Origin of the sequence: Serratia sp. (in: enterobacteria), from assembly GCF_051654945.1 — a bacterium.
Lineage (GTDB): Bacteria > Pseudomonadota > Gammaproteobacteria > Enterobacterales > Enterobacteriaceae > Chania.
The window spans coordinates 331,551-346,522 of record NZ_JBOFZA010000043.1; the positions used below are offsets into that span (position 1 = coordinate 331,551).

Here is a 14,972-nt window from a genome sequence, read left to right on the forward strand (position 1 = left end):
AGAGATACAGTCTGACGTCATTAAAACAGGACCACGCAATGCGCGTAGCCCGGGAATTTACTCCCCGACGGATTCGCTTTCCGCCAGTGGATTACGGCTGATAAACATCGCATCACCGTAGCTGAAGAAACGGTACTGCTCAGCCACCGCCTGATGATAGGCGTTCATGGTGTTCTTATAACCTGCAAACGCCGAGACCAGCATGATCAGGGTGGATTCCGGCAGGTGGAAGTTGGTCACCAGCGCATCGATTACCTGATAATGGTATCCCGGATAGATAAAGATGCTGGTGTCGCCGAAGAATGGCGCGATCAGCGCATCCTGACAGGCATTGGCCGCGCTTTCCAGTGAGCGTACCGAGGTGGTACCTACGGCGACCACTCTTTTGCCACGCGCTTTACAGGCTAATACCGCATCTACCACGTCTTGTGGCACTTCGGCGTATTCCGCATGCATCACGTGCTCTTCAATGGTTTCCACCCGCACCGGCTGGAAGGTGCCAGCGCCCACGTGCAAGGTGACAAACGCCATCTCAATGCCCTTGGCGCGCAACGCAGCCAACAGTGGCTCATCAAAATGCAGGCCTGCCGTCGGGGCCGCTACGGCACCCGGCTTTTCGCTGTAGACGGTCTGATACAGCTCGCGGTCGGCGTCTTCATCCGGGCGATCGATATACGGTGGCAGCGGCATATGGCCCACCGCATTGAGGATGGTGAACACGTCACGATCGTCGTTAAAACGCAGTTCAAACAGCGTGTCATGGCGTGCAACCATGGTGGCAGCAATGCTTTCATCATCACCCAGCAGCAGTTCGGTGCCGGGTTTAGGCGCTTTTGAAGCCCGCACATGAGCCAGTACGCGATGATCGTCCAACACCCTTTCGACCAGCACTTCGATCTTGCCGCCGCTGACCTTACGGCCAAACAGGCGTGCCGGGATCACGCGGGTGTTGTTGAACACCAGCAGATCGCCTGCCTCCAGCTTGGCGAGCAGATCGGTGAACACGCCGTGCGTCAGGCCGCCACTCGGCCCGTCCAGCTGCAGCAAGCGGCAACCGCTGCGCTCTGGCTGTGGATAGCGGGCAATCAAAGACTCGGGGAGCTCAAAAGAAAAATCGGCGACGCGCATGGGTATTCACTTCTTCAGCTGACTAATTGGGAAAAAACAGGCGGTACAGTCTAAAGCCGCAGGCGACAAGCAGCAAGGAATAAGGAGGAATTGCATGACTTGGGTTATAGTTGCTGGATGAATTTTCTTGCTCATCTCCATTTGGCCCAGCTTGCGGATAGCTCGCTGCTTGGCAACCTGCTCGCCGACTTCGTGCGCGGCAACCCCGCAGGTGATTACGACCCGGCGGTGGTCGCAGGCATCATGATGCACCGGCGTGTCGATGTTTTGACCGATACTCAGCCAGAAGTCAAAGCCTGCCGCGACTATTTCAGCCCGGAATTCCGCCGCGTTGCCCCGATTACGCTCGACGTGGTCTGGGATCACTTTCTGGCTCGCCACTGGCAACAGCTTGAACCAACGTGCAGCCTGCAGAGCTTTACCCAACAGGCGCGTGGCCTGATTGTGCCGCACCTGCCAGACACGCCACAGCGTTTCCAGAACCTCAACAGCTATCTGTGGCCCGAGCGCTGGCTGGAACGTTACGCCGAACTGCCGTTTATCGGCGATGTTTTGGCAGGCATGGCGAGCCGCCGCCCACGGCTGGCCGCACTGGCAGGTTCCTTTGCCGATGTGGAACGCGAATATCAGCAGCTTGAAACACAGTTCTGGCAGTTTTATCCCCGTATGATGGAGCAGGCAAGGAACAAGTCCTTGTGAGCAGCAGCTAAAAAGCCATAATATTCCAGTGGTTAATGGAATGTGGCTTTTTGTCCTTGCCCTTTTGTACGAAAAGGTTATTTTGAAAGACTGCTGTTTTTATTCTCTCGGTTTGATAGGTGGAAGCTATCTCATTGATTGGTCTTTCACCCTTCCCTCACCGAGTGGTGGCCCTTATACTGGCCCCTGCTTTTACATCAACCCATTGAACTACTATTACAGGAGTAATTATGGTCCTGGTAACTCGTCAAGCCCCTGACTTCACCGCTGCAGCCGTTTTAGGCAATGGCGAAATCGTAGAAAACTTCAACCTGAAGAAGCACCTGAACGGCAAACCAGCCGTACTGTTCTTCTGGCCGATGGACTTCACCTTCGTATGTCCTTCCGAGCTGATCGCTTTCGATCACCGCTATGAAGAGTTCCAGAAGCGCGGCGTTGAAGTTGTAGGCGTTTCCTTCGACTCAGAATTCGTCCATAACGCATGGCGTAAAACCCCTGTCGACAAAGGCGGCATCGGTGAAGTGAAATACGCAATGGTTGCTGACGTTAAGCGCGAAATTCAGAAAGCTTACGGCATCGAACACCCAGAAGCGGGCGTTGCCCTGCGTGGTTCTTTCCTGATCGACAAGAACGGCATCGTTCGTTCCCAGATCGTGAACGACCTGCCAATCGGCCGTAACATCGACGAAATGATCCGTACCGTTGACGCACTGCAATTCCACGAAGAGCACGGCGAAGTGTGCCCAGCTCAGTGGGAAAAAGGCAAAGCAGGTATGGGCGCATCTCCAGACGGCGTAGCTAAATACCTGTCTGAGAACGCTTCCAAGCTGTAATTTCAGCCGGTAAGTGTCAGAACCGGTCAGCCCTGCTGGCCGGTTTTTTTATGCGCAAAATCGGTGCAACCGCCCTCCCCCAGTGCAATATTCCGCTGTTTCGCTTCACATTTTTCACTCCTCCTGCCGCCACGTTCCCTATCCGTAGCTACTATTCAAAGGTTGGCCTGCACCTTGCAGCACCTTCGCGACAGATAAAAAAACAGGGATCAAACAGGAGTCGTTATGTTTTTGCAAAAATGGAGTCAACCGCTGACCTTGGCAGCCTTGCTGGTCAGCAGCCAGCTGTACGCCGCCTCAAACCCGGCGGTGGAAGCGAAAAATGGCATGGTGGTGACATCGCAACATCTGGCCTCGCAGGTCGGCGTCGATATTCTCAAAATGGGCGGCAACGCGGTGGATGCGGCGGTCGCGGTCGGCTATGCCCAGGCGGTGGTCAATCCCTGCTGCGGTAACATCGGCGGCGGCGGCTTTATGACCCTGCACCTGGCCGATGGCAGCGATACCTTTATCAACTTCCGTGAAACCGCTCCGGCGGCGGCCAGCGCCAATATGTATCTGGACGCGGACGGCAAGGTGAAAAAAGACGCCAGCCTGTACGGTTATCTGGCGGCAGGCGTACCGGGAACGGTGCTGGGAATGGAAACGGCACGAGAAAAGTACGGCAAACTGAGCCGAGAACAGGTGATGGCACCGGCTATCAAGCTGGCACGTGAGGGCTTTATCCTGACGCGGGCCGATACCGATATTCTTGACACCACCGTCGCCCGTTTCAAGCAAGATCCGGAATCGGCCAAAATTTTCCTGCGTAAAGACGGCTCTGCGCTGCAACCGGGCGATCGCCTGGTGCAAACTGACCTGGCTGACACGCTGGAGGCCATCGCCAAGCAAGGCACCTCCGCATTCTATCAGGGCAAAATCCCGCAGGCGGTTGAAACCGCCGCTAAACAGGGCGGAGGCATCCTCACCGCTGCCGACTTTGCCAACTACAAAGTGACCGAAACGGCACCGATTACCTGTAGCTATCGCGGTTATAAATTCGTTTCTGCGCCACCGCCCAGCTCCGGCGGCGTAACGCTGTGCGAGATCCTCAATATCGTTGAGGGCTACGATCTGAAAAGCATGGGCTTTAACTCGGCTGCGGCGATCCACACCATGACCGAGGCGATGCGCCATGCCTATATGGACCGCAATACCTATCTCGGCGACCCCGAATTTATCAAAAACCCGATCGATAGGCTGGTGAGCAAAAGCTATGCCGATGAGATCCGCAAGAAAATCGTCGCCAATCAGGCCACACCATCCGTCAACGTGCAGCCGGGCATGGAACCACATGAAAAGCCGGAAACCACCCACTATTCGATTGTCGATCATGAAGGTAATGCCGTATCCACCACCTATACCGTCAACGGCCGTTTCGGGGCCGTGGTGATTGCCCCGGGTACCGGCTTCTTCCTCAATGATGAAATGGATGACTTTACCGTCAAGGTGGGCGAGAAGAACCTCTATGGCCTGGTACAGGGAACGGCTAACTCCATCGCCCCCGGTAAGCGCCCACTATCCTCCATGAGCCCCACGCTGGTGACCAAAGACAACCAGATCTTTATGGTGCTTGGCTCCCCCGGCGGTTCACGCATCATAACCATTACGCTGCAAACCGCGCTGAACGTGATCGATCATGGCATGGCTCCGCAGGAAGCGGTGGATGCCCCACGGATCCATCATCAATGGCTGCCGGATGAAGTCTATTACGAACAGCGTGGCGTCTCTGCCGATACGCTGAAAATCCTCAAGGAGATGGGCTACAAGATGGTTGAGCAAACTCCTTGGGGCGCTGCCGAGCTGATATTGGTGGGATTACCGGGTGCGGCGGGCGTCATCCCGGCCAACTCGGGCAATGATTCAGCCGTTTCCGGCCTGGTGCGTGAGGGCTATCTGTACGGAGCCAATGACGTTCGCCGTCCGGCGGGATCTGCTGTGGGGTATTGAGGCCCCTCACCCAACCCTCCCACAGGGAGGGTTGGGTGAGGGGCATTATCTGCGCAATCGCCATACGCTGGCTGACTCGGCCGCCAGTTGCAGTCGCAGGCCACTCTGCTGCGCAACCAGCTCGCCTTCGCCTTCCACAAGCTGCCATTTCCCCTCTCGCAACAGCGGGCAATATGACAGGTCAACTTCACTGCTACCATTGCGCTGCAACGCCACCAGTACCTGCTCCTGCTGGTAAGTACGTACAAACACCAGCGTTTCCCCTTGAGCATACAGCACCTGGCAACCGCCACGCCGTAACGCCTTGCTCTGCTTACGCAGCGCCGTCAGGCGGCTGAACAAGTCCAGCAGCGGCCGATCCCATTGGCTTTCATCCCAAGGGAACGGCTTGCGGCAGAACGGATCGTTGCCGCCATCCAAACCAATTTCATCGCCGTAATACAGGCATGGCACACCAATCCACGCCAACAGCCACACTGCCGCCATCTGCATACGACGCGGGTTGTTATCCAACAAGGTCAGGAACCGCGCGGTATCGTGGCTGTCCAACTGGTTGAACTGGATCAGTTGGCGATTATGAGGCAATCCGGCCCGGTAGCCGTCCATCCATTGTACGCAGTCTGCCGCATCCAGCAGCACCGGATGATAAGCCACATCAACCCCAGCCAGAAACGCCCGCACCGGCAGAGCAAAGCCCATATAGTTCATGGCAGCGTCTTCAACCCCGGCATGCAGCCAACGGCGTGCATCGCCAAAATGTTCCCCCAGCACGTAAGCATGGGGGTTTTCTTGCTTGATCGCCTGATAGATCCCGGCCAGATGATGCAGGTTCCCCGCCGCACCGCCGTTCTCCCCCAGCATATGCACCACGTCCAAACGCCAACCATCGATGCTGTACGGTGGCCGCAGCCAATGGCGCACTACGCTATCCTCTGCCCGATAAATGGCGTCGACCACCTGCGGTTCGGCGAAGTTGAGCTTAGGCAGGTTGGTATTGCCCTTCCAACTCAGCACGTTACCGTCCGGGTAGAAGTTGAACCAGCCGCGATAGGGGGAGTCGGGATGGTGGCACGCGCCATCTTTTGCCTGTTGATAGCGATCGAACCACGGATGGGAGTCACCGGTATGGTTAAACACGCCATCCAGCACCAGTTTCATCCCCACCTTGTGAGTGCTCACTCGCAAACGCAGCAAGGCGTCATTGCCGCCAAAGTCTGGATCGACCTGATAGTAATCTTCAGTATCGTACTTATGGACGCTTGGCGAGGTGAAAATCGGATTCAAATACAGCGCAGTGACGCCAAGCCGCTGCAAGTAGGGCAGCTTTTCGCTGATGCCATCCAGATCGCCGCCGTAGAACGTGGAAGCGGCATGCTTATCCTCCAGCGGATGTTGCCAGTCACGGCGTATCACATCACAACCAGCGGCATGATGGTGATAGCTGCCGCTCTGGATGCCATGTTCCCCGCCGCTGCTGGCAAAGCGATCGGGGAAGATCTGGTAAAATACCTGATCGGCCACCCAACCTGGGCTGGTATCTGGCTCATCCACGGCAAACTGGGCCAGTTGCCCCGGTGCCGTCAATGACCACCCCTGCGGGCCAAACCACTGCTGGCGGTCAGTCCACAGCAGTTTAAAACAGTAGCGCCGTACCGGCTCCCCTTCGTGCAGCGTCAGGCTGGCCTGGTAGCGCCATAGCCCCTCCACCGCCCTTGGTTTCATGATTAACAACCACTCTTCGTTGTCCGGCTCGACGCGCAGAAAGACCTGTTCGGGCAAATCCTCACTTTGTAACCACAACGTGATTTCCAGACGCTGCCCCTTATTGATCATGAAAGGGGGAACCGGCTGATGCCAGGCATTTAGCATGAATTTTCTCCTGATGGTGCAAACGAAATCGACGACTAATGCAATGCCACGCACCATGCCACGTTGCGCGCCTTTCCCCCTCCTCTTTCAGCCATAAACTAAGGGATGAGCCGAGGGGTGGAGATATGTAAAAAAGGGTAAACAGGCGCACATCATGCCCTATAGCCGTTACGCTAACGGGTTTTAAGGCGTTTGGATATTTTTTGCGCATTTTTTGACGGGAGCAGACATGCAACAACAGATAAGACAATGGCTGGAAAGCGTTGGGCTGGAATTCACTGACATGATGTCACTGATGATGGTGCTTGGGCTAATCGTTTTAATTTCCGTGGTGATCCACCTGGTGTTACACCGCGTGGTGCTGGCCGCTATTCAGCGCCGTGGTCAACATTCCCAGCATCTCTGGCAGCAGGCCATCACCCAACATAAGCTGTTTCAGCGTGCCGCCCTGCTGCTGCAAGGGGTGATTATCAACGTGCAGGCGGTGCTGTGGCTGCACAATGGTAGCCAGACCCAGGCGATTATCGTCACTGCAGCACAAGTGTGGATCCTGTTATTTGCTCTGCTGACACTGTTTTCGCTGCTCGATACCCTGCTGGCCCTGATGCGCCAAAGCCCACTGGCCAACCAACTCCCGCTGCGTGGCATCTTCCAGGGCGTGAAACTGGTCGCGGCCATCTTTATTGGCATCATGATCATCTCCCTGCTGATGGGGCGCTCGCCGCTGCTGTTACTCAGCGGTTTGGGGGCCATGACGGCAGTATTGATGTTGGTGTTTAAAGATCCGATCCTCGGCCTGGTCGCCGGGATCCAACTCTCCGCCAACGATATGCTGAAACTCGGCGATTGGTTGGAGATGCCTAAATACGGGGCCGATGGCGCAGTGACCGATATCGGACTGACCACGGTAAAAGTCAGAAACTGGGACAACACCGTCACCACGATCCCCACCTACGCGCTGATCTCCGACTCGTTCAAGAACTGGCGTTCGATGTCCGAATCCGGTGGCCGCCGCATCAAGCGCAGCATCAACATCGATACCACCAGCGTCCACTTCCTGACGCAAGAGGAGCAGGATCGCCTTAACCGTAACCCGCTGTTGCAGCGTTATCTGAACGAAAAATCCCAGGAACTGGGCCAATACAATCAGCAAAGCGAGGTCGATCTCAGTTCGCCGCTTAACGGCCGCCGCCTGACCAACGTCGGCACCCTGCGCGCCTATCTGGTGGCCTATTTACGTTCGCACCCAGGGATCCACCAGAATATGACGCTGATGGTGCGCCAGTTGGCTCCCACGCCGGAGGGGTTACCGTTGGAGATTTACGCCTTTACCAACACCACGGTGTGGGCAGAATATGAAGGGATCCAGTCAGATATCTTCGATCATCTGCTGGCGGCGATCGGTGAGTTTGATCTGCGCATCCACCAGACGCCAAGCGGCAACGATATGCGCAGCATGCTGGCAACCCTGCAGCCTGCGGCCAATAACCCCTGACCTAACCTGACGAAACTATTTCTGTTGGTAATTAACTTCAACCGATTGCCAACAGATATCTCCTCTGACTTTCTTTCTGCCGCCGAATGGCTATAAATACGTTCACGCCATTTTACCGTTCGGAGCAGGCATCTTGCTGACATCGTCAAAACACCGTCTGATTACCCTATTGGCCACGCTGATGTTTGCTGGCTATCTGCATAGCGCCACGCTGGATGAAAGCCAGATGAGCCGCACATTGCAACCGGCCCTCAGCGCCTTGAGCAGCAGTATGATGGATATCCGTGAAGTGCTGGCGCGCTGTGCCAAAGAGGGGAAGGAAGAGCGATTATGCGAAAGCAATCTGGTGATTGAAGCCAGGGCGGCCGGAGGGGGCGATCGCGAAGAGGAAAACAATTGATAGGAACTACCGATCGGGTGAAGAGCTTTAACTTCTGTGTTACTCCCCTCACCCTCTCCTACAGGAGAGTGAACGGAACGAGCTACAGATTAACTCCCGCGTTTATCCGCAGCACCTACTCTGTAGCTAAACACAGCACCCTACCAGCTCCCTCTCCCTGTGGGAGCTGGTAAGGGGCAATCTTACTGCGTCAGTACGGCTCGCTTTTTCTGGCGGTTCACCTTGATGTAGTAGCCCAGCAGCAGCACCGCTACCCACACCAGCCCGGCGTACAGGGAAACACGCGTCGTTGGGAAGTAACCGATCAGACCGATGATAAACACCAGGAAGACAATGGCTACGACCGAAGTGAATACCCCACCGCGCAGCGGGAAGGCCAGCTTGCCAACCTGCTCTTTGCTCAAACTGCGGCGGAAAGCGATCTGCGAGAACAGGATCATAATCCACACCCACACGGTGGCAAAGGTCGCCAGTGAGGCAATCACCAGGAACACGCTTTCCGGCATCACGTAGTTGAGATACACGGCGATCAGCATGGCCGCCATCATCACCACCACCGTTACCCACGGAATACCGCGCTTGGAGATCTTGCTGAAGACCTTCGGGGCGTGCCCCTGCTCCGCCAGACCATGCATCATGCGGCCAACGCCAAACACGTCGCTGTTAATCGCCGATAGTGACGCCGTGATCACCACGAAGTTAAGAATGCCCGCCGCAATGGTGATCCCCATATGCTGGAAGGTCAGCACAAACGGGCTACCGTTGGTACCCACCTGGTTCCACGGATAGATGGACATGATGACGAACAGCGTCCCGACGTAGAACACCAGGATACGCCAGGGTACCGAGTTGATAGCTTTAGGGATCGACACTTTAGGATCTTTGGCTTCACCGGCGGTGATACCGATGATCTCAATCCCGCCATAGGCGAACATCACCAACTGTAGCGACAGGATCATGCCGATAAAACCGTTACTGAAGAAGCCGCCATTGACCCACAGGTTGTGGATCCCGGTCGGTTGCCCCCCGTTACCGATGCCCCAGACGATGATGCCGATACCGGCAACGATCATGATAATAATGGTGGCAACCTTGAAGAACGAGAACCAGAACTCCAGCTCACCGAACACTTTCACGCTCATCAGGTTGATGGCACCGATTATCAGCACCACGCTCAACACCCAGATCCAATGCGGCACTTCCGGGAACCAGACGCCCATGTAGATGCCGAACGCCGTCACGTCGGCAATGGCGACGATCAGGATCTCAAAGCAGTAGGTCCAACCGGTAATGTAACCCGCCATCGGGCCGAGGTAGTCCTGGGCATAACGCGAGAACGAGCTGGCCTGCGGGTTGTTCACCGACATTTCGCCCAGTGCGCGCATGATGATAAAGGCGATGATACCGCCGATCAGATAAGCCAACAGGACGCTGGGGCCAGCCATTCTGATGGCTTCTGCGGAGCCATAAAACAGGCCGGTACCAATGGCCGATCCCAGGGCCATAAAACGGATGTGGCGCGTGCTGAGGCCACGTTTGAGCTTATTGGCTGGTGCTGCGGTGGGTGACTGTTGTTGCATGAAAATGACCCGTCTTTTTTAAACGTAAAAAAGCCACGGACAAGTCCGTGGCCTAAAATTCAGACCGGAGGTTTAAGGGTGAGCAGTCACTTGGCTGCGTGCAAAAACCCGATCATAAATCGCGACCAGTACCAGCATCAGCAGCGAAGGTGGCAACCATGCCAGCCCCTGCGCCGCCAGCGGCAGGTGATTGGTCCATTCTGGCAGCAAGTGCTGGAAGTTGGACGCTTTCACCGCGTCAAGGATACCAAACAACAGGCTGACTAACATCACCGGAGCAACAATACGTGATGCACTATTCCACCAGCGCAGGGTGAAGCTCAGCATTACCAGCACGATGCAAGGCGGATAGATCGCGGTCAGCACCGGGATCGAAATCTGGATCAGATGGCTCAGGCCCAGGTTGGACACCACCATCGAGAACAGGCCGAGAATGAATACCAGCGTTTTGTAAGAGAACGGCAGGTATTGCTCGAAGAACTCCGCACAGGCGCAGGTCAGGCCCACCGCGGTCACCATACAGGCGATGAAAATCAACGCCGCCAGGAAGAAGCTACCCAGGCCGCCGAAGGTATTCTGCACGTAGGCATGTAAAACCACCGCACCATTGGTGGCATCCGGTGTCAACACGCCGCTGCCGGAACCCAGCTTGAACAGGCTCAGGTAGACCAGCGTCAGGCCCACACCGGCGATCAGGCCGGCCAGGATGGTATAACGGGTCAGCAAACCGGCATCCTTCACGCCACGGGAACGCGCGGCGTTAACGATAACGATACCAAACACCATGGCACCCAGCGTATCCATCGTCAGATAGCCGTTAACAAAACCGGAGGAGAACGGCACGGACTGGTAGGCATCCACGGCCGGGATCGGTGTTCCAGCAGGCCACAGCACGGCAGCAATCCCCAGCACGGCCAACGCCACGATCTTCAGCGGAGCCAGAATATGGCCCACGGTATCGAGCAGGCGGCCCGGATAGAGTGAAATGCCGATCACCAGCGCAAAATAGACCAGGCTATAGATAAACAGCGGCAGAGGGCCGTCGCCGGTCAACGGCGCAATACCAACCTCAAAGGAAACGGTCGCGGTACGCGGGGTGGCAAACAGCGGGCCAACGGCCAGGTAGCATACCGTTGCCAGCAGCAGACCTGCGCTACGGCCAATCGGTGAGCTTAACGCATCAACACCGCCGCCAACGCGAGCCAAGGCAATCACCGTCAGCACCGGTAGACCTACGGCGGTGATCAGGAAGCCAATTGCCGCAGTCCAGACGTGTTCGCCAGACTGCAAACCCACCATCGGCGGGAAGATGATGTTCCCGGCCCCGACGAATAAGGCAAAGGTCATAAAACCTAATGCCAGAATATCTTTTGACGCTAAACGATGACTCATAGGATGTCGTGCTGCCTGTTGAAATAAAAATTCACCAATATGGATGGTGGCAAAACTGCCCCACTTCGGTTGCCGGCCTGCTCTCTCATCGTGAAACGCATAGGCAACAGACAGCGCGCAATGGCAGCGTCTTACCTTGCTAAAGGCGAATACTCATGATGACGAGCAGATTTTTAGACGTTTTTTCCCCCGCTGAACTCAGGTAGCTGTCACCGAAGAATGCAGGGAAAAATGGAGGTTTAGTCCGGCAATGGGGGTCAAGTTAAACGTTTATAGTGCCAAAAGGCAATACGCAGGACGGAAAGCAGAGTGATCGTCCAGATAATATCTCGCATCCAGTCGAACATAGGGGTTATCAATAAATACGCCCTACATGATTTGTATTATTTTTGAGCACATCACTCACGAAATGTGAAACAAATGGTTACAAAGCGCATGTAAACGCCAATAAATCACCATAAAACGCGTGGTATGAGCTCAGATTTCGTCCCTATTCCAACCCCAGAAGCGCACGTGTTTTGTGCAGCGTAGCCGGAGGCAGTGGCAGATAACCGTCGTGATTCACCAGATCCTGCCCCTGCACAGAAAGTACACGATCGAGAAATGCTGCCGTCAGAGGTTCCAACGGCTGGTTGGGGGCTTTGTTAATGTAGATATACAGATAGCGCGCCAGCGGATAGCTGCCGTTACGCACGTTGGTTTCGTTGGGTTCAATATAATGGTCACCCGTATCAGCCAGCGGCAACAACCGCACCCCACTGGCACGAAAACCGATGCTGGCATAGCCAATGCCGTTTAACGATCCGGCCACCGCCTGCACCACCGAGGCCGAGCCCGGCAGTTCATTCACCCGCGCCATAAAATCACCGCCGCATAACGCACGCAGTTTGAAATACCCATAGGTACCCGAAGCGGAGTTGCGACCAAAGCGTTGCAGAGCGCGCTGCTGCCAACTGCCCTGTAGCCCCAGTTCGCCCCAGCGGTTGATCGGCGTGTTTTCCCCGCAGCGGCGGGTCGCGGAAAAGATTTGATCCAGCTGTTGCAGATTCAACCCACGCAGCGGATTGTCCTGATGCACCAGCACCACCAACGCATCGACCGCGACCGGCACCGCCAACGGCGCATAGCCATAGCGATGCTCAAATGCCGAGACCTCCGCCGCCTTCATCGGCCGGCTCATTGGGCCAAGCTGTGCCGCGCCTGCCGCTAATGCGGTGGGGGCCGTAGAGGAACCAGCAGCCTGTAATTGCAGGTTAACGTTGGGATAGTGTCGGCTGAAATCCTGCCCCCACAGCGCCATCAGGTTAGCCAAGGTATCTGAACCTACGCTGGACAGGTTGCCGGAGAGCATACCGTCCGGCGCGGCCACGGCCCCTCGGCCAACCGATAACAGCAGGCAAAGCAGCAAAGCTTGGGTAAATCGGTTCATGGCAGGGTTACCTGTTAATTTTTCACCGCATTCTCTGATAAAGCCGCGGGAACAATCAACCGGTTAGGCAAGGTAAAGATAAAACGGGTGCCAATACCCGGCTCGCTGAGGATCTCCAGCCGTGAATCATGATGGCTGAGCGCATGTTTGACGATGGCCAACCCCAGCCCACTGCCGCCGGTCTGTCGCGAACGTGCCTTATCCACACGATAGAAGCGTTCGGTCAGGCGCGGAATATGTTCAGGGCCAATTCCCGGCCCGTTATCGCTGACCTGAAACTGCGCACCTTGCGGCGTCTGCTGCCAGCTCACTTCAATATTGGTGCCCGCTGGCGTATGGTTGACCGCGTTATACACCAGGTTGGAAACCGCGCTGCGCAGTTGATCCTCATTACCAAACACCTTCAGGTTTTCGTTCACCCGGAAGTTGATCTGATGATTGCCGCCGCTGAGCGACTGCGCCTCACGCTGCAACACCCGCAGCATCAACGGAATATCCACCTTCTCGTTCATATCCACGTTTGGTGCGGCTTCGATCCGGGAAAGCGTGAGCAGTTGCTTCACCAGCCCATCCATGCGTTTGGTCTGCTCTTGCATGGTGCCCAGCGCTTTCCCACGCAGTGAACCATCCAGCTCTTCGTCACTCATCATCTCCAGGTAGCCCTGCAACACCGTCAGCGGCGTGCGCAGCTCATGGCTGACGTTGGCGAAGAAGTTACGTCTGGCCCCTTCCAACTGGCGCATTTGGGTGACATCACGGGCCACCATCAGCAGTTGGCCTTCGGAGTAGGGCATGATACGGAATTCGACAAAGTGCTCGTTATTGAGCTGTAGCGTCAGCGGGCGGGTGAATTCCTGCCGTTGCAAATAGTGGCTGAATTCGGGGTAACGCAGCAGGTTGAGGATGTGCTGGCCATTATCTTCCGGCCAGCGAAAGCCCAGCAGATGCTGTGCCAGACCGTTACACCAGAAGATATTGCCCTCAACGGTGGTCATCACCACCGCATCCGGCAAGGATTCGGCTCCGCTGCGAAAGCGTTTGATCAATAACGCCAGCTCACGGCGGCGGCGGCGGTTACGCTGCTGCATCTGATACAGGCCGTAGAACAACGGTTCCCAGCTCCAGCGGCCCGGTGGCGGCGTCATGCTGCGATCCACCCACAGCCAGTGGGAAAGTTTGAGTTGATTGTAGAAGTTCCAGACCAGCGCGGCCAGTACCGAAACCAACAGCAGCCAGGGCAGATAACCGAAAATCAGCCCCAGTAATAAGGCAGGCAAGCAAAAAAGGGCCAGCTCCAGCGCCAGCCTCTTCCACGATAAACGTTCTAGCACGGTAACCCCTTCAGCGCGGTGCGATTAGTAGCGCGTCGAGAACCGATAGCCGGTGCCACGAACGGTTTGAACCATCTTGTCATGACCAGAGGTCTCCAGCGCCTTACGCAGCCGGCGGATATGCACATCAACGGTGCGGTCTTCCACATAAACGTTAGTGCCCCAGACGTGATTAAGCAACTGTTCGCGGCTATAAACACGCTCAGGATGAGTCATAAAGAAATGCAGCAGTTTGAACTCGGTCGGCCCCATATCCAGCGCCTGCTCGTTGGCCATCACCCGGTGCGAGGAAGGATCCAGGCTTAGCCCCTGCATTTCAATCACTTCTTCTACGGCCATCGGTGAAATCCGGCGCATCACCGCCTTGATACGTGCCACCAGTTCCTTGGGTGAGAAGGGTTTGGTGATGTAATCATCCGCCCCCACTTCCAGACCACGCACTCGATCTTCTTCTTCGCCGCGCGCGGTCAACATCATCACCGGGATGTCCCGGGTCATCGCCTCGCGCTTCATATGCTTGATAAACTGGATCCCGGAACCGCCGGGCAACATCCAGTCCAGTAACACCAAATCAGGGAACGGCTCAGACAGGCGCGTTACGGCACTGTCATAATCCTCGGCTTCCAACGGTTGGTAACCATTCTGTTCCAACACAAAGCACACCATCTCACGGATCGGCGCTTCGTCTTCCACCACCAGTATGCGTCTTGCCATCGTCAATCCTGCCAATGTGTTAGCGATCTCAGTTGATTGCGGTCGCCATTATGCGTCAGTTTTGTGACACTTTTATGAAAAAAAATCCCGCTAAACGCAGTAAGCATAGCGAT

General features: G+C 55.9%; 12 protein-coding genes. 5 read left to right on the top strand and 7 right to left on the bottom strand.

Annotation, left to right across the window (positions count from 1 at the left end; genetic code table 11):
- Positions 1 to 57 precede the first annotated feature (57 nt).
- Complete coding sequence (queA, locus tag ACRDCA_RS07625) at positions 58 to 1,128, bottom strand: tRNA preQ1(34) S-adenosylmethionine ribosyltransferase-isomerase QueA (protein WP_438688972.1); 1,071 nt, start codon at positions 1,126 to 1,128, stop codon at positions 58 to 60.
- Between the two features lie 117 nt (positions 1,129 to 1,245).
- Here queA and ACRDCA_RS07630 point away from each other — a divergent pair, with 117 nt between their 5' ends.
- The 3 genes from ACRDCA_RS07630 to ggt all read left to right on the top strand — a co-directional run bounded on the left by ACRDCA_RS07630 (position 1,246) and on the right by ggt (position 4,649).
- Positions 1,246 to 1,827, top strand: coding sequence for an ACP phosphodiesterase (locus ACRDCA_RS07630; protein WP_438688973.1), 582 nt, complete (start codon positions 1,246 to 1,248; stop codon positions 1,825 to 1,827).
- A gap of 230 nt (positions 1,828 to 2,057) precedes the next feature.
- Positions 2,058 to 2,660 (top strand): peroxiredoxin C, encoded by a 603-nt coding sequence (locus ACRDCA_RS07635; RefSeq protein ID WP_024483916.1) that lies wholly within the window; start codon positions 2,058 to 2,060, stop codon positions 2,658 to 2,660.
- A 225-nt stretch (positions 2,661 to 2,885) separates the two neighbouring features.
- Positions 2,886 to 4,649, top strand: coding sequence for a gamma-glutamyltransferase (ggt, locus tag ACRDCA_RS07640; protein WP_438688974.1), 1,764 nt, complete (start codon positions 2,886 to 2,888; stop codon positions 4,647 to 4,649).
- Positions 4,650 to 4,694: 45 nt separating this feature from the next.
- On the opposite strand, the gene malZ is transcribed toward ggt, so the two are convergent.
- The gene (gene malZ / locus ACRDCA_RS07645; protein ID WP_438688975.1) at positions 4,695 to 6,518 is read right to left on the bottom strand and encodes a maltodextrin glucosidase; all 1,824 of its coding nucleotides are present in this window, start codon (positions 6,516 to 6,518) and stop codon (positions 4,695 to 4,697) included.
- 229 nt (positions 6,519 to 6,747) lie between these two features.
- On the opposite strand from malZ, the gene ACRDCA_RS07650 reads away from it, so the two are divergent.
- The gene (locus tag ACRDCA_RS07650; RefSeq protein ID WP_438688976.1) at positions 6,748 to 8,013 is read left to right on the top strand and encodes a mechanosensitive ion channel family protein; all 1,266 of its coding nucleotides are present in this window, start codon (positions 6,748 to 6,750) and stop codon (positions 8,011 to 8,013) included.
- Between the two features lie 133 nt (positions 8,014 to 8,146).
- Positions 8,147 to 8,413, top strand: a complete 267-nt coding sequence (locus tag ACRDCA_RS07655) for a hypothetical protein (protein WP_438688977.1) — start codon at positions 8,147 to 8,149, stop codon at positions 8,411 to 8,413.
- Between the two features lie 182 nt (positions 8,414 to 8,595).
- Here the strand turns inward: ACRDCA_RS07655 and proY are convergent, their stop codons facing one another.
- The 5 genes from proY to phoB form a co-directional block, all read right to left on the bottom strand.
- Positions 8,596 to 9,993, bottom strand: coding sequence for a proline-specific permease ProY (gene proY, locus ACRDCA_RS07660; protein ID WP_438688978.1), 1,398 nt, complete (start codon positions 9,991 to 9,993; stop codon positions 8,596 to 8,598).
- A 72-nt stretch (positions 9,994 to 10,065) separates the two neighbouring features.
- Complete coding sequence (gene brnQ, locus ACRDCA_RS07665; RefSeq protein WP_438688979.1) at positions 10,066 to 11,385, bottom strand: branched-chain amino acid transport system II carrier protein; 1,320 nt, start codon at positions 11,383 to 11,385, stop codon at positions 10,066 to 10,068.
- 490 nt (positions 11,386 to 11,875) lie between these two features.
- Entirely contained in the window at positions 11,876 to 12,814 is a 939-nt protein-coding gene (locus tag ACRDCA_RS07670; RefSeq protein ID WP_438688980.1) for a PstS family phosphate ABC transporter substrate-binding protein, read from the bottom strand.
- 14 nt (positions 12,815 to 12,828) lie between these two features.
- On the bottom strand, positions 12,829 to 14,145 hold the full coding sequence (gene phoR / locus ACRDCA_RS07675) for a phosphate regulon sensor histidine kinase PhoR (protein WP_438688981.1): 1,317 nt from the start codon (positions 14,143 to 14,145) through the stop codon (positions 12,829 to 12,831).
- A 24-nt stretch (positions 14,146 to 14,169) separates the two neighbouring features.
- Positions 14,170 to 14,859, bottom strand: a complete 690-nt coding sequence (phoB, locus tag ACRDCA_RS07680; RefSeq protein WP_012005482.1) for a phosphate response regulator transcription factor PhoB — start codon at positions 14,857 to 14,859, stop codon at positions 14,170 to 14,172.
- Positions 14,860 to 14,972 lie beyond the last annotated feature (113 nt).

What these genes read in the sequence shown, in the direction of transcription:
- proY (WP_438688978.1), bottom strand. Translation starts at nt 9,993, where the DNA reads ATGCAACAACAGTCACCCACCGCAGCACCAGCCAATAAGCTCAAACGT.
- phoB (WP_012005482.1), bottom strand. Translation starts at nt 14,859, where the DNA reads ATGGCAAGACGCATACTGGTGGTGGAAGACGAAGCGCCGATCCGTGAG.
- malZ (WP_438688975.1), bottom strand. Translation starts at nt 6,518, where the DNA reads ATGCTAAATGCCTGGCATCAGCCGGTTCCCCCTTTCATGATCAATAAG.
- ACRDCA_RS07635 (WP_024483916.1), top strand. Translation starts at nt 2,058, where the DNA reads ATGGTCCTGGTAACTCGTCAAGCCCCTGACTTCACCGCTGCAGCCGTT.
- ACRDCA_RS07650 (WP_438688976.1), top strand. Translation starts at nt 6,748, where the DNA reads ATGCAACAACAGATAAGACAATGGCTGGAAAGCGTTGGGCTGGAATTC.
- queA (WP_438688972.1), bottom strand. Translation starts at nt 1,128, where the DNA reads ATGCGCGTCGCCGATTTTTCTTTTGAGCTCCCCGAGTCTTTGATTGCC.
- ACRDCA_RS07630 (WP_438688973.1), top strand. Translation starts at nt 1,246, where the DNA reads ATGAATTTTCTTGCTCATCTCCATTTGGCCCAGCTTGCGGATAGCTCG.
- ACRDCA_RS07670 (WP_438688980.1), bottom strand. Translation starts at nt 12,814, where the DNA reads ATGAACCGATTTACCCAAGCTTTGCTGCTTTGCCTGCTGTTATCGGTT.
- ggt (WP_438688974.1), top strand. Translation starts at nt 2,886, where the DNA reads ATGTTTTTGCAAAAATGGAGTCAACCGCTGACCTTGGCAGCCTTGCTG.
- brnQ (WP_438688979.1), bottom strand. Translation starts at nt 11,385, where the DNA reads ATGAGTCATCGTTTAGCGTCAAAAGATATTCTGGCATTAGGTTTTATG.